Origin of the sequence: Nocardia sp. NBC_01499 (genome assembly GCF_045040275.1) — a bacterium.
Taxonomy (GTDB): domain Bacteria; phylum Actinomycetota; class Actinomycetes; order Mycobacteriales; family Mycobacteriaceae; genus Nocardia.
Genome location: NZ_CP109426.1, coordinates 6,089,549 through 6,109,637, shown reverse-complemented (window position 1 = coordinate 6,109,637; position 20,089 = coordinate 6,089,549). Strand labels below are relative to the sequence as shown.

At 67.4% G+C, this 20,089-nt stretch carries 17 protein-coding genes; 7 read left to right on the top strand and 10 right to left on the bottom strand.

All coding sequences use genetic code 11. The features are described 5' to 3' along the window. The first annotated feature begins 57 nt into the window (after positions 1-57). Positions 58-1,194, top strand: a complete 1,137-nt coding sequence (locus tag OG203_RS27935; RefSeq protein WP_405160234.1) for an epoxide hydrolase family protein — start codon at positions 58-60, stop codon at positions 1,192-1,194. A 101-nt stretch (positions 1,195-1,295) separates the two neighbouring features. On the opposite strand, the gene OG203_RS27930 is transcribed toward OG203_RS27935, so the two are convergent. Then, complete coding sequence (locus OG203_RS27930; RefSeq protein WP_405160233.1) at positions 1,296-2,444, bottom strand: GTP-binding protein; 1,149 nt, start codon at positions 2,442-2,444, stop codon at positions 1,296-1,298. A gap of 91 nt (positions 2,445-2,535) precedes the next feature. Here OG203_RS27930 and thiD point away from each other — a divergent pair, with 91 nt between their 5' ends. After that, a complete protein-coding gene (thiD, locus tag OG203_RS27925) occupies positions 2,536-3,381 on the top strand; it encodes a bifunctional hydroxymethylpyrimidine kinase/phosphomethylpyrimidine kinase (protein ID WP_405160232.1) in 846 nt (281 codons plus the stop codon). A 197-nt stretch (positions 3,382-3,578) separates the two neighbouring features. On the opposite strand, the gene OG203_RS27920 is transcribed toward thiD, so the two are convergent. Next, on the bottom strand, positions 3,579-4,301 hold the full coding sequence (locus OG203_RS27920; RefSeq protein ID WP_405160231.1) for a TetR/AcrR family transcriptional regulator: 723 nt from the start codon (positions 4,299-4,301) through the stop codon (positions 3,579-3,581). A 141-nt stretch (positions 4,302-4,442) separates the two neighbouring features. Between OG203_RS27920 and OG203_RS27915 the strand changes: the two genes are divergently transcribed. Together OG203_RS27915 and OG203_RS27910 are read left to right on the top strand one after the other, a co-directional pair. Further along, positions 4,443-6,017 (top strand): flavin-containing monooxygenase, encoded by a 1,575-nt coding sequence (locus OG203_RS27915; RefSeq protein WP_405160230.1) that lies wholly within the window; start codon positions 4,443-4,445, stop codon positions 6,015-6,017. Between the two features lie 16 nt (positions 6,018-6,033). After that, entirely contained in the window at positions 6,034-6,882 is an 849-nt protein-coding gene (locus OG203_RS27910) for an SDR family NAD(P)-dependent oxidoreductase (protein WP_405160229.1), read from the top strand. Positions 6,883-6,886: 4 nt separating this feature from the next. On the opposite strand, the gene OG203_RS27905 is transcribed toward OG203_RS27910, so the two are convergent. Beyond that, on the bottom strand, positions 6,887-7,924 hold the full coding sequence (locus OG203_RS27905; RefSeq protein WP_405160228.1) for an Lrp/AsnC family transcriptional regulator: 1,038 nt from the start codon (positions 7,922-7,924) through the stop codon (positions 6,887-6,889). A gap of 106 nt (positions 7,925-8,030) precedes the next feature. Between OG203_RS27905 and OG203_RS27900 the strand changes: the two genes are divergently transcribed. Further along, on the top strand, positions 8,031-9,548 hold the full coding sequence (locus tag OG203_RS27900; protein WP_405160227.1) for an MFS transporter: 1,518 nt from the start codon (positions 8,031-8,033) through the stop codon (positions 9,546-9,548). Between the two features lie 85 nt (positions 9,549-9,633). Here OG203_RS27900 and OG203_RS27895 read toward each other — a convergent pair whose 3' ends face one another. Next, a complete protein-coding gene (locus OG203_RS27895; RefSeq protein WP_405160226.1) occupies positions 9,634-9,759 on the bottom strand; it encodes a hypothetical protein in 126 nt (41 codons plus the stop codon). Positions 9,760-9,918: 159 nt separating this feature from the next. On the opposite strand from OG203_RS27895, the gene OG203_RS27890 reads away from it, so the two are divergent. Further along, positions 9,919-11,241, top strand: a complete 1,323-nt coding sequence (locus tag OG203_RS27890) for a glycosyltransferase (protein ID WP_405160225.1) — start codon at positions 9,919-9,921, stop codon at positions 11,239-11,241. Further along, positions 11,238-13,295: a glycosyltransferase family 39 protein gene (locus OG203_RS27885; RefSeq protein WP_405160224.1), complete on the top strand. Its 2,058-nt coding sequence runs from the start codon at positions 11,238-11,240 to the stop codon at positions 13,293-13,295. Before OG203_RS27890 ends, OG203_RS27885 begins: the two co-directional genes overlap by 4 nt. 55 nt (positions 13,296-13,350) lie before the next feature. On the opposite strand, the gene OG203_RS27880 is transcribed toward OG203_RS27885, so the two are convergent. The 6 genes from OG203_RS27880 to OG203_RS27855 all read right to left on the bottom strand — a co-directional run bounded on the left by OG203_RS27880 (position 13,351) and on the right by OG203_RS27855 (position 20,083). Beyond that, positions 13,351-14,133 (bottom strand): SDR family oxidoreductase, encoded by a 783-nt coding sequence (locus OG203_RS27880; protein ID WP_405160223.1) that lies wholly within the window; start codon positions 14,131-14,133, stop codon positions 13,351-13,353. 102 nt (positions 14,134-14,235) lie between these two features. Next, a complete protein-coding gene (locus tag OG203_RS27875; protein ID WP_405160222.1) occupies positions 14,236-15,114 on the bottom strand; it encodes a phosphotransferase family protein in 879 nt (292 codons plus the stop codon). 284 nt (positions 15,115-15,398) lie between these two features. Then, the gene (locus OG203_RS27870) at positions 15,399-16,043 is read right to left on the bottom strand and encodes a TetR/AcrR family transcriptional regulator (RefSeq protein ID WP_405160221.1); all 645 of its coding nucleotides are present in this window, start codon (positions 16,041-16,043) and stop codon (positions 15,399-15,401) included. Between the two features lie 4 nt (positions 16,044-16,047). Then, positions 16,048-16,830, bottom strand: coding sequence for an enoyl-CoA hydratase family protein (locus OG203_RS27865; RefSeq protein ID WP_405160220.1), 783 nt, complete (start codon positions 16,828-16,830; stop codon positions 16,048-16,050). A gap of 12 nt (positions 16,831-16,842) precedes the next feature. Continuing rightward, positions 16,843-18,003 carry an acyl-CoA dehydrogenase family protein gene (locus tag OG203_RS27860; RefSeq protein ID WP_405160219.1) on the bottom strand — a complete coding sequence of 387 codons (1,161 nt, stop codon included), beginning with the start codon at positions 18,001-18,003 and terminating at the stop codon, positions 16,843-16,845. 73 nt (positions 18,004-18,076) lie between these two features. Beyond that, positions 18,077-20,083 carry an acetyl/propionyl/methylcrotonyl-CoA carboxylase subunit alpha gene (locus OG203_RS27855; protein WP_405160218.1) on the bottom strand — a complete coding sequence of 669 codons (2,007 nt, stop codon included), beginning with the start codon at positions 20,081-20,083 and terminating at the stop codon, positions 18,077-18,079. Positions 20,084-20,089 lie beyond the last annotated feature (6 nt).

The window sequence follows — 20,089 nt, the reverse complement described above, 5'->3', positions numbered from 1 at the left end:
ATCCGTTCTGTTACGGTTCAAACAGAACGAAGCATTCCGTTTCACAAGGAGATCGCGATGAGCACCATCAAGCCCTTCCAGGTCAACGTCCCGCAGGCGCAACTCGACGATCTGGCCGACCGGCTGCGCCGCGCACTGTGGCCAAGCGAGCTGCCCGGCGTCGGCGACTCCTACGGCGTGCCCGGCGATCGGGTGCGTGGCCTCGCGCAGTACTGGCTGGAGAGCTTCGATTGGCGGGCGCTCGAGGCGAAGCTGAACGCCTACCCGCAGTTCACCACCGAGATCGACGGCGAGAACATCTACTTCCTGCACATCCGCTCCGCCCGCGAGGACGCGCTGCCGGTGGTGCTCACTCACGGCTGGCCCGGCTCGGTGCTGGAGTTCCTCGACATCATCGAATCGCTGACCGCGCCGGAGTCGGCCGAGGAGCCCGCGTTCCACGTGGTGATTCCCGCACTGCCCGGCATGGGCTTCTCCGGACCGACGCACAGCACCGGGTGGACCATGCGCCGCGTCGCGAAGGCCTGGATCGAGCTGATGGATCGGCTCGGCTACGAGCGTTTCGGCGCGATCGGCAACGACGGTGGCTCGATGGTGTCGCCGGAGATCGGCCGCCTTGCGCCGGACCGGGTGGTGGGTGTCCATGTGACGCAGCTGTTTTCGTTCCCGTCCGGCGATCCAGCCGAGTTCGCCGACCTCTCGCAGGAGGACCTGGCAGCGCTGGCACACCTGAAGTGGTTCCAGGACAACAAGATGGCCTTCAACATCCTGTGCAGCCAGCAGCCGCAAACGCTGGCCTACGCGCTGTCCGACTCGCCGATCGGCCTACTCGGCTGGAACGCACAGCTTTTCGGCGAGAGCCTGGACGCGGAGTTCGTCATCGGCAACGTCGCCCTCTACTGGCTGACCGGCACCGCGTCCTCGTCGGTCCGGTTCTACTACGAGGAAGCGCACAGCACCGACCGCCCGACCGGGCCGACCACCGCCCCGACCGCGCTTGCCATGTTCAAGGGTGACTTCCAGTCGATCCGGCGGTTCGCCGAACGCGACCACAGCAACATCGTCAGCTGGAACTCCTACGACGCCAGCTCGGTGATCGGCGGTCCGAACGACGCCGCTGGCCACTTCGCCGCGCACGAGGCGCCCGAACTTCTGGTCGGCGACATCCGGCAGTTCTTCGCCAAGATCAGCTGAGATCCGAGCGCACGGCCCGCACCCGCACGTCGGGTGCGGGCCGTCGCACGTGCCGATCAATCCTGTGCCGGAATCGAATTAGCGCCCGTGACGTCCACCGATCACGGATGTTCGTGCAATTCACCCCAAGCCGGAAACGGGTCCGGATAGTCGGCCCATTCCGCTGGGCCCGCCGCGAACTCCGCGTCGGTGAGCAAGGCAGCATCGAGTAATGCGCGCACCTTGTCCCGATCGAGTTGGATGCCGATGAAGACGATCTCTTGTCCCGCAGGCACTTCCAGCGCCGACCACCACGCTGCGGGCTCGAAGACGAGATTGGGCCCGGCCTGGGACCAGACGGCCGCCAACGTCGCACGGCTGGCGATCCAGCAGAAACCCTTGCTGCGCAACAGCCCTCGTAGTTCGCCGAGCGCCTCGGACAGTCGCTGCGGATGGAACGGGCGGTCGGCGGTGTAGGTGAGGCTGCGAATGCCGTACTCCTCGGTCTCCGGTGTGTGCCCACCCGCGAGTTCCTCGTCCCAGCCCTCGGCCTCGGCGGCGACCACCGGGTTGTAGCGACCGGTACCGAGCACGTCGGCCAGTTCGACAACGCCATTGGTCGTGCGCAATACGTGAGCACGCGGATTGAGCTTGCGCACCGTCGCTTCCACCGCACCGGCGGCCGCCGCGCCAACCAGATCGGTCTTGTTCACCAGCAGCACGTCGGCGAATTCCACCTGATCGACAAGCAAGTCGGCGATGGTGCGCGTATCCCCTTCGCCCGCTTGCAGATTCCGCTCGGCCAGCGCCTCCCCGCGCGCCACCTCGGTCAGGAAGGTGGACGCGTCGACCACCGTCACCATGGTGTCGAGCCGCGCGATATCGCCGAGCTTGAACCCGTCCTCGAACTCCCAGTCGAAGGTCGCCGCCACCGGCATCGGCTCGGAGATACCGGTCGACTCGATGACCAGCTGATCGAACCGCCCCTCCCGCGCGAGCTTGCCGACCGCCTCGATGAGGTCCTCGCGCAGCGTGCAGCAGATGCAGCCGTTGGTCAGCTCGACCAGCTTCTCCTCGGTGCGGTCGAGATACCCCTGGCCCGCGACGAGCGCGGCATCGATATTGACCTCGCTCATGTCATTGACGATGACCGCGACCCGGCGGCCCTCCCGGTTGGCGAGGATGTGGTTGAGCAGCGTCGTCTTGCCCGCACCGAGGAAGCCGGACAGCACGGTGACGGGAAGCAGGTCGGAGGGCGGTGACATCGTCATTCGTTAATGATAATGGTTTTCATTTGCCAATGGCGAGCGGGGTCGCCGGTTGCGCGTGGCGGCGCGGGCCGACGGTCGTAGGGTTTGTCTCGTGAAGCTGCTGCCATTGACCCCCGACGGGCAGACTCCTGTCCGGGTGCTCACCATTGCCGGGACCGACTCAGGTGGAGGCGCCGGAATCCAAGCCGATACGCGCACCATGGCCCTGTGCGGGGTGCACGCCTGCGTGGCGGTCGCGGCGGTGACCGTGCAGAACTCGAAGGGGGTCAGCGACTTCCACGAGATCCCGCCGCACATCGTGTCCGGTCAGGTGCGCGCCGTGGTGACCGATATCGGCGTCGGCGCGGTCAAGACCGGCATGCTCGCCTCGACCGCCATCATCGAGGCCGTTGCGGAGGTCTGCCAGGAGGTCGGCATCGGCCGTAAGGGGCGGATTCCGCTGGTCGTCGATCCGGTCGCCGCCTCCATGCACGGCGACCCGCTGCTGCACGAGGAAGCCCTCGATGCGGTGCGGCACACGCTGTTCCCGCTGGCGACGGTGGTGACGCCGAACCTCGACGAGGTCAGGCTGATCACCGGCATCGACGTCACCGACGACGCCTCGGCCCGCCTGGCCGCGCAGGCACTGCACAAACTCGGCCCGCAGTGGGCGATCGTGAAGGGCGGGCATCTTCGGTCCTCGGAGTACAGCACCGACCTGCTTTTCGACGGCGAGAAGTTCCTGGAGTTCACCGCGCCCCGAATCAGCACCACCAACGACCACGGCGGTGGGGACACCCTGGCCGCGGCGATCGCGTGCGCGCTGGCCAACGATTACTCGGTACCCGAGGCGGTGGAGTTCGCCAAGGACTGGACCTACCGCTGCCTCGCCGCCTCCTACGATCTCGGCGCGGGCCACGGGCCGGTGTCCCCGCTCTGGCGTCTGCACCGGGACTGACCGTCGGGGGCACCCCTGAATCCGATGATTCCCCACATCAAATGCCCCTTAGGGGGCCGATTCTTGTCGGTGGGTGCTGAGACAATAGAGGTGTCGCAAACGCGGTTGGCCTCGATGAGGCGGCTCAGCCAGAACAGCGTCGTTCGAGTGGATGCGACCAGATCTTCAGCGCCGACCCCGGTCGGCGAGACAAGGCGCTACTCGCCGGAAAAGGCAAGGTGCAGTGGCAGATCAGTGTCGATGACGATGCCGTTGAGCCTGGCGTTGGCCGCCGTCAGCGCCGCGATGGTTTCGGCGAGGTAGGCGACGAACTTCTCGATCGGCATCGGCTGTGGCTTCAGCCTGTTCGCGCCGAGCCACCAGTCGGTGGCCGAGCCGACCGCGCCGAAGATCGAGTAGATGACGAGTTCGACACTGTCGACGTCTACCGACGTGTCGGCGGCCAGCTCGGCGAACAGGTCGGCGGCTCGCTTCGCCGACTGCCGAGCGGATTGCAGCGCGCGTTCGGAATCGTCGGACTGCTGCGCGAAATGGCTGTGCAGCATGAAACGGAAAACGTTGGGGTGCTCCGACACCACGAGCGCGTACTCCGCGGCACCGCGACGGACCAACTCGCGGGCCGAGTCGTTGGTCAGGTCGATGCCGGAGATCAGCTGCTCCCACAGCATGTCGCGGACCCGGTCCACGATGGCGTTGTAGAGGTCGGTTTTGTCCTCGAAGTGCCGGTACAGCTTGGGTTTTGCCGCACCGGCCTCCTTGGCGATATCGCCCATGCTGACTTCCGGCCCGAACTTGTCCAGCGCGCGGAATGCCGCGTCGACGAACTCCTCGCGGACCTTCAGCCGGTGCTCACGCCAGCGCTCCGTGCGTGCGTCGACGCGCTTGCGTGGCACCTCGTCTGCTTTCCGCCCGCTGCGCATCACAATTCCGGATGCTACCTGCTACCAGCGGTACCGATGACCGGGTCGGGGCGTTGACATCGGATGAGGCGTGGGACACACTCGGAAAAGTACATGGAACCGGTGGTATTGGATACTTAGCACAGAGAGCCGGTGGGGACGATGAAGTCCGCGATCCACACCCGAGTCCTGATCGTCGGCAGCGGCTTCTCCGGCCTCGGCATGGGCATCGCGCTCGACGCGGCGGGTATCGATGACTACCTCATCGTGGAGAAGGCCGACGAGATCGGCGGAACCTGGCGGGACAACACCTATCCCGGCTGCGCCTGCGATGTGCCGACCCACCTGTATTCGTATTCCTTTGAGCCACGCACGAATTGGCGGCGACTGTTCTCCGGGCAGCAGGAGATCTTCGACTATCTGAAGGAAGTCGCCGAGAAGTATCGGCTGCGCCCGCACCTCCGCTTCCACCAGCACATGGGTCATGGATACTGGGACGAGGCCGAGCGGCGCTGGCACGCGTTCAGTGCCGACGGTCAGGAGTACGTCGCACAGTTCCTCGTGTCCGCGGTGGGGGCACTGCATATTCCGAGCGTTCCGAAGTTTCCCGGCAGCGCGGACTTCACCGGGCCGGCGTTTCACTCGGCGCAGTGGGAGCACGGGGTCGAGCTGGCCGGCAAACGGGTCGCCGTGATCGGAACCGGCGCCAGCGCAATCCAATTCGTGCCCGAGATCGTCGGCGAGGTGGCTCAGCTGACGGTGTTCCAGCGCACCGCGCCGTGGGTGCTGCCGCGCGCGAATGTGGAGTTCTCCAGCGGGTTTCGGCGCGCGCTTGGACGGGTGCCCGGCCTGCGCCGCGCGCTGCGCAACGGAATCTATTGGGGCGCCGAGGTCGGCGGGTACGCGATGAACTGGCGGCCCGCGCTGCTGAAGGTGCTGGAGCGGGTCGGCAGGCGGCACATCGAGCGACAGATCGCCGATCCGGTACTGCGGGAACGGGTTACGCCCGACTACCGGGCGGGCTGCAAGCGGCTGCTCGGTTCCGACACCTACTATCCCGCGCTCGCCGATCCCAAGACCGAGCTCGTCACCGAGCACATCGATCACTTCACCGCCGACGGCGTCGTCACGGCCGACGGCATCGAGCGCAAGGCCGATGTGATCATCTACGGCACCGGCTTTCACGTCATCGATTCGTACAAGAATCTGCCGATGGTCGGTCTGCGCGGTATCGACCTGACCGAACGCTGGGACCGGGAAGGGGTGCAGGCGCATCGCGGGATCACCGTCGCCGACATGCCCAACGCCTTCTTCCTGGTCGGCCCGAACACCGGCCTCGGCCACAACTCGATGATCTTCATGATCGAGGCGCAGATTCATTATGTGCTGCAAGCGATTCGGCAGGTAAGCGCGCAAGGTGCGGTCGCGTTGGCACCGCGGCGGGCGGCGCAGGATCGATTCAATGCCAGGCTGCAGGACGGTCTGGCGCGCTCGGTGTGGAATACCGGCGGCTGCCAGAGCTGGTATCTGGACGCGCACGGGAAGAACCGCACGCTGTGGTCCGGGTTCACCTGGCAGTACTGGCTGCAGACCCGGCGGCTCGACCCGGCGGAATACGAATTCTTCGGCCCCGCACCGAGTTCACCGACGCGCAGCATCGCCGCACCGGAAGACCTACCGGCCCAAACGTTTCCCACGGCCCGAACCAAGGGCCGGTCGACCAACGCCAGCCCGTAACCCCCGAGGACGTTCAATGAAGAACTTCAAAGACAAAGTCGCCGTGATCACGGGCGCCGGCTCCGGCATCGGCCGCGCGCTCGCGCTTGACCTCGCCCGGCGCGGTGCCAAGCTGGCACTGTCCGACATCAATACCGAGTCGGTCGCCGATACCGCTGGCCGCTGCGAAAAGCTCGGCGCCACAGCGATTCCGTATGAACTCGATGTCGCGCAGCGGGCGGCGGTGTACGCGCACGCCGCAGACGTGCGCGGCGAATTCGGGCGGGTGAACCTGGTCATCAACAACGCGGGCGTCGCGCTCGGCGCCGATGTCGAGGACATGGAGTGGGACGACTTCGACTGGCTGATGAATATCAATTTCTGGGGTGTCGCGCACGGCACCAAGGCCTTCCTGCCCGACCTCATCGCCTCCGGCGACGGCCACGTCGTTAACGTGTCCTCGGTATTCGGCCTTATCGGCGTGCCCTCCCAAAGCGCCTACAACGCGGCTAAATTCGCGGTGCGCGGGTTCACCGAGGCGCTGCGGCAGGAGATGCGGATCGCCGGGCATCCGGTCGGCGTCACCTGCGTGCACCCCGGCGGGGTGTCGACGGATATCGCGGTGAACGCGCGCGGCATCCCCGACGACGTCGACCGCGAGACGGTGCGCCGCGGCTGGGACGCCATCACCCTGACCAGTCCCGGCGCCGCGGCGAAGATCATCCTGCACGGCGTGGAGAAGAACAGGGCCCGGGTACTGATCGGGGCCGACGCGAGAGCCTTCGATCTGATCCCGCGCCTGCTCGGACCGGCCTACGAGGACCTCGGCGTCCCGCTATATCGGGCGGGCAGGCGGACGGCCGCGCGTTTCGGTATCGCGCTGTAAGCCGTCAGCGTCGACGCGCCGCCCGTGGTGGCACCGGTGGTGGCGGGATCAGTCGGCCCGCGGTGGTGCGCGAGCCCGCCTGCTTGAGGCGCTCGAGCACCGGTGTGAGCTCGAAGCTGTGCACGCCGTCCAGTGTCGCCATCTTGGTGGTCACGTAGTGGTACAGGTCGTCGGCGGTGTCCGCGGTCAGCACGGCGAAGATGTTGAACGGTCCGGTAACCGCTGCGGCATAGGTTGTTTCGTCGTGTTCGGCGATGGCACGGCCGACCGAATCGAGCTGTGCCGGGGCGACACGAAGCCACAGGAAGGCCGAGAGGCTGGATCCCAGTGCGGCAGGGGCGATGTCGAGATCGAAGTAGAGGATGCTCGCCGCTTGCAGGGCGGCGATCCTGCGCGCCACCCGGCCGATGCTCACGCCGGTGGCGCGGGCAAGCACCGAGTAGCTGGCGCGCCCGTCGCGGGCAAGCAGCTCGAGCAACGTGGCGTCCTCGTCGCGCAGCTGTAGGTCCGCTTCGACGTAATCCGTTGCCGCCGTGGATTTCTCGCTGTCGGTCCGGGCGGCCTGCCTGCCGCGCCAGTCGACGACGCCTGGTCCGACGAACCGGTGCAGGATCATCGCCGCGGCGATGTCGTGCACCGGCGCCGTGCGCTGCAGCCGCTGCACCAGCAGGTCGTCACGATCCTGCGGGGTGCGCGGGTGCAGCGAGAAGTTCACCTCGGCACCCGCCGCCGCGATGCTGACCCACGCGGCATCGTCACGGCGGGCCAGCGCCTCGGCCACCTGCCGCGCGCCATCCGGACGGCAATGCACCCGGATGATCCAGTCGTTCTCGCCGACCGCGCGGGAATCGACCGCGCCGATCACCCTGACCACGCCGTCGCGGCGTAACCGCCGGTAGCGGCGGGCGACGGTCTGCTCCGCGACGCCCAACTCGGCGGCAACCCGATTGAACGAGATACGCGGATCGAGCTGCAGCGCCTGCACGATCCGCGTATCGACGCCGTCCAAGATGGAGTTTTTGCCTATTCCAGCGGCGCTCATACGGAGGAAATCTACGCCCGACCCGAAACAAGGCGACCATCCGTGTCGCCGCTCCGGATACTCGACGCCGTCTCACACCAACGAATCTTCAGAGAGGACAACGGTTTTGCGTAAATGGCTGCCGCTGCTGACGGTGTGTCTGGGCACCTTCATGCTGCTGATCGACGTCACCATCGTGAACGTCGCACTACCCGATATGCGCAACGACTTGAACGCGTCGTTCGGCTCGCTGCAATGGGTCGTCGACGGGTACGCCCTGGCGATGGCCGCGCTCATGCTCGGGGCTGGCTCGATCGCCGACCTGGCCGGGCATCGACGGACCTATCTCGCCGGCTTGGTCCTGTTCGCGGTTTCCTCGCTGATCTGCGGGATCGCGCCGAATCCCACCGTGCTCATCGTGGCAAGGGTGGTGCAGGGTGTCGGCGCGACCACCATGGCGTGCACCACCTTCGCCCTGTTGAACAACTCCTACTCCGGACGGGACCAGGGCGTGGCGTACGGCGTCTGGGGTGCCGTCGCGGGCGCGTCAAGTGCCGTCGGACCGATCATCGGCGGCGTGCTCACCGATCTCGCGTCGTGGCGCTGGATCTTCTTCGTCAACCTGCCGGTCAGTGCGGTGGCCGTGGCGCTGTGCGTCGTGGTACTCGCCGACGCGGAGCGGCCACACCGCGGCCGGGTCGACGTGGCGGGCATGGCGACGTTCACCGTCAGCGCCGCGGCGGCGACCTACGCGCTGATCCGGGCGAACGAACACGGCTGGTCGAATGCGCTCACCTGGTGGTTGCTGTTGGTCGCCGCGGTGTCGCTTGCCCTGTTCATCGCGGTCGAACGGGCCTCGGCGCAACCGATGCTCGATCTGGCGCTGCTGCGTGACCGTTCGTTCGTCGGGGTGCTTGTCGCCGCCGGTGCGTTGTTCTTCGCCGCGTTCGGTGCGCTGATGTACACCCAGATCTGGTTGCAGTCGGTGCTCGGACTGAGTGCGATCCAGGCCGGTGCGGTGGGACTTCCGTTGTCCGTCATGGCGTTTCTGGTGTCCGGCAGCATCGGCCGGTATCTGCACGGCGAACACCGGGGGCGGATCATCGCGGGCGGACTCTTCGCCACCGGCATCGGCGGTGTGGTCGGTGCGCTGCTCGTGCACGGCGAATCAGGTTGGGTGGCACTGGTTCCCGGCTTCCTTGCCGTCGGTCTCGGCGTCGGCCTTGCCACCGCGACGCTGAGTTCGGCTGCGATGGCGGCGGTTCCGTGGCAGCGGGCCGGCATGGCAACGGGGGCGGTCAATACCGCGCAGCAGTTGTGCTTCGCGCTCGGGATCGCCACGCTGGGCAGCGTATTCACCGCGCGGGCCGCCGATGTGCTCGCCGATCGCGCGGTGCCGGATGCGCAGGCCACGGCGCGGGCCGTCGGCGGCGGTCAGTCCGCGGTGTTGTTGCGGCAGGTTCCGGTGGAGGCACAGGCCGGGCTCGCAGCGGCGATGCGCAGTGCGGCCGCGGCTGGTGTCCAGGGCACCCTGGCGGTCAGCGGCGTCGTCGGGCTGCTCGGCGGCGCGCTCGTATTGCTGCTGATGCGGCGGCGGGGCAAGCCGATGGTGCGGGTGGCCGAAGAGGCGGAAGTGCACGCCTGATTCGCCGGAATTCCGGGTCGGCCGCCTGACCCGCCGCGGCACAATCCGCTGAGCGAGGGGGACCATACGCCTCGCTCAGCGGTGGTCAGCGCTTCTTCGGATCGAGGACGGTCTGATCGGGAGCGGACTTCATCTTCTTGTCCGATCGCTTCTCCTTGAGCGACTTCCCAGATTTCTTCGACATCGAGCTGCGCGGAGACTTGTCGGACAAACGTGGTCCTTTGCTCGGAGGACCTGAACGGTCCCGCTACCGCTGACGCTACGCTACGCCCGCGTACACCGGGACCAATCCGCGCTGGTCGCCACGCCCCCAGGAACCTCACAGCTCAGGCCCAGCTCCGTGACAACGTGGCCAACGAGGGTGGTCCTCATGACCGAGACTGTGACCGTCGCGGCGGCGGAATTAGCCGAGACACCGGGTACGCCGGTGCTGGACGTGGTGATACCCGTCTACAACGAAGAGACCGACCTCGGCGTGTGTGTGCGCAGGTTGCACGCATATCTGCGTCAGGGGTTCCCTTTTCCGGCGAGGATCACGGTAGCCGACAATGCCAGCACCGACGCTACCCTCCAGGTGGCCGAGCTGCTGGCGGACGAACTGGACGGCGTGCGGGTGGTGCACCTGGACGCCAAGGGCCGGGGGCGGGCGCTGCGTGCGGCGTGGGAGGGCTCCGACGCGCAGGTGGTCGCCTATATGGATGTCGACCTGTCCACCGATCTGAACGCACTGCTGCCGCTGGTGGCACCGCTGATCACCGGGCATTCGGATCTGGCGATCGGGACCAGGCTCAGTGCGTCGTCGCGCGTGGTGCGCGGGCCTAAGCGCGAGATCATCTCCCGCTGCTACAACCTCCTGCTGAAGGCCTCATTGCAGGCTCGTTTTTCGGACGCGCAGTGCGGGTTCAAGGCGATGCGCACCGAGGTGGCGCGGGAGCTGCTTCCGCTGGTGCGCGACGGGGAGTGGTTCTTCGACACCGAGCTGCTCGTGCTCGCCGAGCGGGCCGGGCTTCGCATCCACGAGGTGCCGGTGGACTGGATCGACGATCCGGACAGTCGCGTCGACATCATCGACACCGCGCGCAAGGACCTGCGCGGCATCGGGCGGTTGACGCGGGCGCTGGCCACCGGGGCATTGCCGCTGGAGGAGTTGCGCCGTGCTGTGGGGCGTGAGCCGTTGGTGGCTGGGGTGCCGCTTGGGATGGTCGGTCAGCTGGTTCGGTTCGCCATCGTCGGCGTGTTGAGCACGCTGGCTTATCTGTTGCTTTACGTTGTGCTGCAATCGTTTACCGATGCGCAGGTGGCGAACTTCCTGGCACTGCTCGTCACCGCGGTGGCCAATACGGCGGCCAACCGGGCGTTCACGTTCGGGGTGCGCGGGGCGACCGGCGCGGTGTCGCATCAGTTCCAGGGACTGGTGATCTTCGGCATCGGGTTGGCGTTGACCAGCGGTTCGCTGTTCACGCTGCATCACTGGGCGCCGGACGCGCCGGTGCATCTGGAGTTGTTCGTGCTGGTGCTCGCCAATCTGCTCGCCACGATTCTGCGGTTTGTCGGTTTGCGCTGGGTTTTCCGGAATACCCCGAATCCGGCACGGCGGACGGCGCTGTCCGTGCAGGCCGACTCGACCGAGCCCGGCCATGACGCACCCGCGGTGGCCCTCGATGCGCTTGGCAGCGAGGGCGGTACTCGATGACCGCGACACTGGCGCCGCCCACCGCGGCACCGGCGGCACCGGCATCCGAGCACACAACCCGTTGGGAATACCCGGCGTTGGCGGTGCTGCTGATCGGCACCGGCATCGCCTACCTATGCAATCTGAGCTCGAGCGGTTGGGCCAATCCGTTCTATTCCGCTGCGGTACAGGCGGGTTCGGTGTCGTGGAAGGCGTTCTTCTTCGGTTCGTCGGACGCGGCGAACTCGATCACCGTCGACAAGCCGCCCGCCTCGCTGTGGTTGATGGAGTTGTCGGTACGGGTGTTCGGGCTGAACAGCTGGAGCATCCTGGTGCCGGAGGTGCTGCTCGGCATCGCAAGCGTTGCCCTGCTGTGGGCGACGGTGCGCAGGCCGTTCGGGCCCGCCGCCGGGCTGCTCGCCGGGCTTGTCCTAGCGGTGACTCCCGTTGCGGCGCTGATGTTTCGGTTCAACAATCCGGACGCGCTGCTTGTGCTCCTGATGATCGCCGCGGCATGGGCGATGACACGGGCGGTCGAGGACGGGCGCTGGCGGTGGCTGGTGCTCACCGGTGCGTTCATGGGATTCGGCTTCCTCACCAAGCAACTGCAGGTGCTGCTCGTTGTTCCGCCGCTGGCCCTGACCTACTTGATCGCGGGACCGCCGAAGCTCGGTAAACGGCTGCTGCAATTGGTCGCCGCCGCCGTCACCATGGTGGTGGCGGCGGGCTGGTGGCTGCTCGCCGTTGAACTCTGGCCGACCTCGTCACGGCCGTGGATCGGTGGGTCACAAAACAATTCGATCCTCGAACTGACCCTCGGCTACAACGGGCTCGGCCGTCTCACCGGCGACGAGAACGGCAGTGTCGGTCCAGGCGGTGGTGATCTACCGGCCGGCGGCAACGGCATGTGGGGTAGCACCGGCATCACCCGCATGTTCGAGCCGGCGCAGGGTGGTCAGATCGCCTGGCTGATCCCGGCCGCACTCGTCGCGCTGGTCGCCGGAATTCTGTTGCGCGGCAAGGCTGCCCGCACCGACCGGCGGCGGGCCGCGCTGATCCTGTGGGGCGGTTGGCTGTTGGTGACCGGACTGACCTTCAGCTTCATGGCGGGGATCTTCCACCAGTACTACACGGTGGCGCTGGCCCCGGCCGTCAGCGCGCTCGTCGGGATGGGTGCGGTATCGATGTGGCGGGAAAGGCACCGGCTGTGGGTACGGTTGATGCTGGCGCTCGCCGTCGGACTCACCACCGCGACGGCGTGGATGTTGTTGTCCCGCAGTGCTCATTGGGTACCGTGGTTGCGATGGGCCGTGCTGGTTGTCGGCATCGTCGCGACGATCGCCGCGCTCGTCCCCGCGCCGAAGAAGTTGGCCGTCGTCTCCGCGCTGGCCATCGCGTTCACCGGTCTGGCCGGACCCACCGCGTACGCCATCGACACCATCGCGACCTCTCACGCGGGTGCGATTCCTTCAGCTGGTCCGAATGTCGGACGGTTCGGCATGTTCGGTCAGCGGCCACCGTGGGCCGAGGGAATGAACGGCATGCCCGGTGGACCGCAGGCGGGTGGCCACGCACCCAACGGCGGCGGCCGCGTACCCAACGGCGGACGACCCGGAAACGGACAGCCACCCGGCATGGGTCCGCAAGGTGGCATGCCCGGCGCGCCGACCGCCGGCCGCGGCGGCGAGGGAATGGGCGGAATGGGTGGCCTGCTCGGCGCCAGCAAGCCGAGCGACAAAGTGGTTGCCCTACTCGAACAAAACGGCACCACCTACACCTGGGCAGCGGCCGCCATCGGCTCCAACAGCGCGGCGGGCTTCCAACTGGCCACCGAACTCCCGGTAATGCCGGTCGGCGGCTTCAACGGCAGCGACCCCTCCCCCACCCTCGACCAATTCAAAGACTATGTCGCCCAAGGGAAGATCCACTACTTCATCGGTAGCGGACGAGGCGGTGGCGACCGAGGCGGCCCAGGCTCCGCCGGCACCAGCTCGCAAATCTCCCAGTGGGTCCAGGAAAACTTCACCGCAACCGAGGTAGACGGAGTAACCCTCTACGACCTCACCACCCACTGACCCGAAAGACCCGCGCTACCTTCGGTTTCGAAGGTAGCGCGGGTCTTTTCATGAGCTACTTCGCGGTCGGGTAGGTGGCTTCGAGCCATTCGGCGTAGGTCGGGCCCGCGAGGGTGGCGTGCGGGCTGGGGAGAAGAGTGCCGTCTTCGAAGGCTTCGCGGTCGGAGTTCTCGGGGTCGCTGGATTCGATGATGTGGATCGGAGCGCCTACGTGGGCTGTGTAGAGGGTCGCGGCGCCTGCCATGGTTTCTGGTCGGGGGCCAGCGATTTCGGGGTAGGGGGCGTCGGTGGATTCGGGGGCCGGGTTGACGGCCAAGTCGACGAGGGCCTCGGCGACGGCGCGGGCGGCGACCAGCTGGGTGCGCATGGTGGCGACGTAGGCGACGTCGCCCTGGGTGCCCCACTGGGTCATTACCTCGACCAGTTCATGGAACTGGGCGGCACGCAGGATCTGAACGGGCAGTGGACCTTTGCGGAGTTCCCGCTCGTGTGCCAGTTTGGCGGCGTTGTAACCGGCGGTGGCGTTGTCGATGCCGATGATGGAGACGACGACGAGTCGTTCGACCCCGGCCTTGTGTCCTGCCTCGTGCAGATTTCGGGCGGCGGCGGTGAAGAATTCGGTCGCGATCTCCTTGTCGGCGGTGGCGTTGTTGGAGGCGTCGATGACGACCTGGACGCCGTCGAGCGCTTCGACCAGACCCGCGCCGGTTTCGAGGTCGACGCCGTTCTTGCGGGAGAACGCCACCACCTGGTGGCCCCGCTCGGTCAGCACATCGACCACGTGCTTGCCGAGCCGTCCGGTCGCCCCGGCCACCGCGATCTTCTTGGTCGTCGTCATGGTTCCCGCTCCTCTGTGTCGCTGCGTTGTTCCGCGTTCACAGAGAGGACGACACGGCGGGAGCGAGTGTGACATCGCCGAGAAAGGCCAGGTAGTGGCTGTTCAGCGGAGTGTGGTCAGCAGGCGCTCGTGCACGACATCGCGGATGGTGGCGCTGAGATCGGGCTTCTCGGCGAGCAATTCGAGCATGCGGAGGATCTGCAGGGATTCGACGCGCTGTGCGAGGTCGGGGTCGGTGGCGTCGAAGCCCGCGCCGTCGAGGAAGTCGGGCCAGGCAGGGGTGTCGGGGTCGGTGAAGCTGACCGACCAGGCCCACCAGGCGGGGTCGAAGAGGGGGTCGGCGAGGCGGACGGATTCGAAATCGAGCAGCCCGGTGATGGTTTCGCCGTCGGTGAGGATGTTGACCGGAGCGAAGTCGCCGTGGGCGAGGACGGTGGGGCGGTCAGCGAAGAGGGTGGGCAGCGATTTCAGGGTTCGGTCCAAGGTGCCACGTTGCGCGGTGCTGAGTGCCAGCTGGGCTGCCCAGGCGGTCGCGCTTTCTACCAGGCGGGTCGGGCTGGCCCAGAGGTCGTCGAGTTGCAGGCCCGCGGTGGGCAGGCGCCGGAAAGCGGCGAGCAGAATGCCCATCTCCCTGGCGATGGTGGGGAATCGTGGGCTGGCCAAACCGATTTCGGCGCTGGCGGGGATGGGCACACCGGGCAAGGCGTCGAACACGATCCAGGCCGGGTCGGCATCGAGATCGAAACGGCGGATGCGCGGAATGGCGATGCCGCGCTTGGCGGCGGGCTCCAGCAGGGTGTGCATGACCCGCAGGCGGCGTTCGGCGTCGTCGGGATTGCGGTAGCGCTGCAAGACCATCCGGTCGCCGTCGGCGAGGGTGAGCAGGTCGGTGCGGTTCTGGAAGCCCCATTCGGCGGGGGCGCTACCGGCAATCGGCTGGCCGAGGGTCTGCTCGAGCCCGCCGTGCTCCGCATGGTCCATACGGCAGACCCTAAGGCACATACGGACAGTTGCGCGCCGATCCGCTCCGGTGCGCTTGCCCTGGATCGACGTTCGCACCGCGGGCGCGCTCATCCGCCCAGGTCGGCGGCCTGATCGGGTGCGTCAACATGGCATCATCGGCGGCTTTTCCCGAGGCAAAGTCGGCAAAATCACCGGTTGGCCGCACGCCGAATCGCGCACTGGGAACGGCTCAGCTCAGAGCGCACGCGAGTGCGGATCCGCGAGGCCGCTCAGAGCGCTGCGAGCGCGAATGCGTGAGCCGCTCAGAGCGCTTGTGAGCGCGAATGCGCGACGCCGCGTGGTGCGTTCAGTGCGGTGTGCAGGGTGGCCGCCCACTGCTGGACGATCTGCTTGCGGCGGGCCGAGTCGTCGGTGAGCACGTCGGCGAGGCCGAGACCGCGGGCCAGGTCGAGGGTGGCCTGCACCAGGTGATGGGTGACCGGGTCGGCGTCGTCAACGCCGAGCGCCTCCACCGCGCGCCGGTGTGAGATCCGCCCGAACTTGGCTTCCAGCGGGACAATTCGTTCCCGCAGCGCCGGATCGGCGGCCGCGTGCGTCCACACCTGCAGCGCCGCCTTGAACAGCGGGCTGGTGTAGGACTCGACCAGGCCTGCCACCACGGCCTCGGTGCGGCCGACCCCGTCGGCCATGGCGGCGACCGCGATCGCCTCGTCCTTGGCCTGCTGGGTCCGGCTGTCGAACATGTACTCGAGCGCGGCGGTGATCAGGTCCTCCCTGGTCGGGAAGTGATGCTGCGCCGCGCCCCTGGACACCCCGGCCCGTTCGGCGACGACCGCGACCGTCGCTGCCGCCCAGCCGGTTTCGGCCAGGCAGTCGATGGTCGCCTCCAGCAGGCGCTGCCGGGTGGCTCGGCTGCGGTCCTGCTTGGGTTCGTTGGGTGTCGCCATGGGGCTATTCTGCCCAGCTCGGCGGGCGACGCTGCAGGAAGGCCGCCATGCCCTCATGCACCTCGGCGGTGCCGAAGAAGCCCGCCGAACGCTTGGCGAGTTCCTCGGCCGAGACGTCGAACTCGGCGAGCATGGCCGCGTTGACCAGCCGCTTGCTCTCGGCCAGCCCCTGCGGGGAGCCCTTACGCAGCTCGCCGCGCAGCCGCGCCACCTCGGCCACCGGGTCGGCCGCGCTGGTGCTGATCAGCCCGATCTGCTCGGCGATGTCCGCGCCGAACTTCTCGCCGGTCAGGTAGTACCGACTGGCCGCCCGCGAGGTGAGCCGAGGCAACAGGGTCAGCGAAATCATGAACGGCGCCAACCCGATTCGCACCTCGGTGAGGGCGAAGCTGCTCGTCGGCCCGGCCACCGCGATATCGCACGCGGCGACGATGCCCATGCCGCCGGCCCGCACGTTGCCGTCGATCTGCGCGATCACCGGCTTCGGGGTGCCGATGAGTCGGCGCAGCACGCCGATCATGGTGCGGGTGCGGTCGTCGGCGGCCACCGCGGGGTCGGCATTGCTCGCCTCGGTGAGGTCGGCGCCCGCGCAGAAGGTGTTGCCGGTGTGCGCGAGCACGATTCCCCGCACGGCGTCGTCGGCGGCCGCGTCGTCGAGCCCGCGCAGGAGTTCGGCAACGAGCTTGGACGACAACGCGTTTCGGTTGTGCGGTGAGTCGAGCGTGAGCGTCGCGAAACCGTCCGCGACCGCATAGCGGACGAACGGACCCGTCACCGTTTCGGTCATCGACAGCCTCTCTCAGTAGGACTTCGGCAGGCCAAGCGAATACTGGGCGACGAAGTTGAGCACCATTTCGCGGCTGACCGGGGCGACGCGGCCGATGCGCGCGGCGGCCAGCATGGCGGCGAGGCCGTATTCCTTGGTGAGGCCGGCTCCGCCGTGCGTCTGGATCGCCTGGTCGAGTGCCTTGATACTCGCCTCGGCCGCAGCGTATTTCGCCATGTTGGCGGCCTCGGCGGCACCCATCTCGTCGCCGGTGTCGTAGAGCGTGGCGGCCTTGCGCATCATCAGCTTGGCCAGCTCCAGTTCGATCTTCACCTGGGCCAACGGATGCGAAATCCCTTGGTGCGCACCGATCGGCGTCTTCCACACGGTGCGTTCCTTGGCGTATTCCACGGCGCGGTCGATGGCGTAGCGGCCGAGGCCGATGGCCATCGCGGCACCCATCACGCGCTCGGGGTTGAGGCCGGCGAACAGCTGCATGAGTGCCGCGTCCTCCTTACCGACCAGGGCGTTCGCGGGCAGGCGTACGTCATCGAGGAACAGCGTGAACTGGTGGTCCGGCTCGATGATGTCCATTTCCTGGGGCGTCTTGTGGAAGCCCTCGGCGTCGGTCGGCACGATGAACAAGGCGGGCTTGAGCTTGCCGGTCTTGTGATCCTCGGTGCGCGACACGATGAGCACGGCCTCGGCCTGGTCCACGCCGGAGATGAAGATCTTGCGCCCGTTGAGGATCCAGTCGTCGCCGTCGCGGCGCGCGGTGGTGGTGATCTGGTGCGAGTTGGAGCCCGCGTCCGGCTCGGTGATGCCGAAGACCATCTTGGCGGAGCCGTCGCCGAGCTTGGGCAGCCACTGCTGCTTCTGCTCGTCGGTGCCGTACTTGGTGATGATGGTGCCGCAGATGGCCGGGGAGACGACCATGAGCAGCAGGCCTGCGCCCTGGGCGGACAGTTCCTCCATCACCAGCGCCAGCTCGTACAGGCCGGCACCGCCGCCGCCGTACTCCTCGGGCAGGTTGACGCCGAGGAAGCCGAGTTTGCCTGCCTCGTCCCACAATTCGGTGAGCGGCTCGTTGGCGCGTGCCTTCGGCAGCACGTAGTCGCGGTAGTTGTACTTCGCGGCGAGCGCGGCGACCGCGGCCCGCAGCGCGGTCTGCTCTTCGGTTTCGATAAAACTCATGCCTGCACCTCGCTGACGCTCGGCTCCGGCATGCGTTCCGCACGCTGGCACATGATTCGTTCGCTGCGCTCTCTCATTTGCTCTCCTGGGTTTCCGTGCCCTCTGCGGGGTCGACTACGGCGAGTACGGCACCGACTTCGACCTGCTGGCCGACGGTGACATTGACGGCGCTGAGCACACCGGCGGCGGGTGCGGCGATGGTGTGCTCCATCTTCATCGCCTCCAACCACAGAATGGGTTGGCCCTGTTCGACGTGGCTGCCGACCTCGGCGCCGAGCCGGATCACGCTGCCGGGCATGGGCGCGAGCAGTGAGCCGGTGGCCACCTGATCGGCGGGATCACTGAAGCGCGGCAGTTTGCGCAGGGTGACCGGACCGAGTGGCGAGTCGACGCACACCAGATCGGCATAGCGGGCGATAGCGAAATGCCTGCGGACCGAACCTCTTTCGCCGGGTACGGCGAGAACCACGCGATCCGGCGTCGCCTCGATGAGTTCGAGTCCGGGGTGTCCGTCCACCGAGACGACGCCGCGGGTGTAGCGGTAGCCGATGTCGTGTGTGCCGCTGGTACGGCTCTCGAACAGCTTGTGCGTCGACTGGGACGGCAGGTTTCGCCAACCGCTCGGCAGGCCGCCGCCGACCCGGGCGGTGCCGCGGTTGGCGGCCGCGTCGGCCAGTGCGGCGGCAACGATGGACAACGCTTCGTCGGTCTCGGACACCAAAGGCGCTGCCAGCGTGTCCAATCCGTGCGTAGCGAAGAAAGCGGTGTCGGTATCGCCCGCCAGGAATGCGGGGTGCCGCAGCACTCGGACCAGCAGGTCGCGATTGGTCACCAGGCCGTGGATCTTCGCCCGGTGCAGCGCGTTGGCGAGCAATCGTGCTGCCTCGGCACGGGTTTCGGCGTAGGAGATGACCTTGGCCAACATCGGGTCGTAGTGCACGCCGACGACCGAACCGTCCACCACGCCGGTATCCAGACGCACACCGGGCCGGTCGAGCAGATCGAATTCGGTGAGCACCGAGGGGATGTCGATGCGGTGGACGGTGCCGCTCTGTGGCTGCCAGTCGTGCGCCGGGTCTTCGGCGTAGAGCCGGACCTCGATCGAATGTCCGTGCAGCGCCGGAGTTTCGGTGGGCAACGAGGCGCCGGACGCCACCTCGAGTTGCAGGCGAACCAGATCAAGGCCGGTGGTGCATTCGGTGACCGGATGTTCCACCTGGAGACGGGTATTCATCTCCAGGAAAAAGAAGTCGCCGCGCTCGTCGGCGAGGAACTCCACCGTGCCAGCGCCGGTGTAGCCGATCGCACCTGATGCGAGCCTTGCGGCCTCGAACAGCCGCTCGCGCATCCCTTCGGTGCGCTCGACCAGCGGCGACGGCGCCTCCTCGATGACCTTCTGATGCCTGCGCTGGATGGAACACTCGCGCTCGCCGACCGCCCAGATGGTGCCGTGCGTATCGGCCATGACCTGCACCTCGATGTGGCGGCCGGTCTCCAGGTACCGCTCGCAGAACACCGTCGGATCGCCGAAGGCGGATTCGGCCTCGCGGCGCGCCGCCTCGATCTGCGGCTCGAGCTCGCCGAGGGCGCGCACCACCCGCATGCCGCGGCCACCACCGCCGGCGGACGCCTTGATCAACACCGGCAGGTGCGCCTCGGTGACCTCGGCCGGATCCAGCTCGGCGAGCACGGGGACACCGGCGGCGTCCATCATCTTCTTCGAGGCGACCTTGGAGCCCATCTGCTCGATGGCCTCGACCGGTGGGCCGATCCACACCAGCCCGGCGGCGAGCACCGCCTTGGCGAAATCGGCGTTCTCGGAAAGGAATCCGTAGCCGGGGTGGATCGCGTCCGCACCGGCGGCCAGCGCGGCCGCGATGATCAGTTCGCCGCGCAGGTAGGTCTCCGCGGGCGTATTGCCCGGAAGGGGAACCGCCGCATCGGCTTCCGCGACGTGCGGGGCGGCGGCATCCGCGTCGGAGTAGACGGCGACAGTGCCGATACCCATTCGGCGGCAGGTGGCGAAGACGCGGCGAGCGATCTCGCCACGGTTCGCGACTAAAACATTCGTAATGGTCATCCCCGG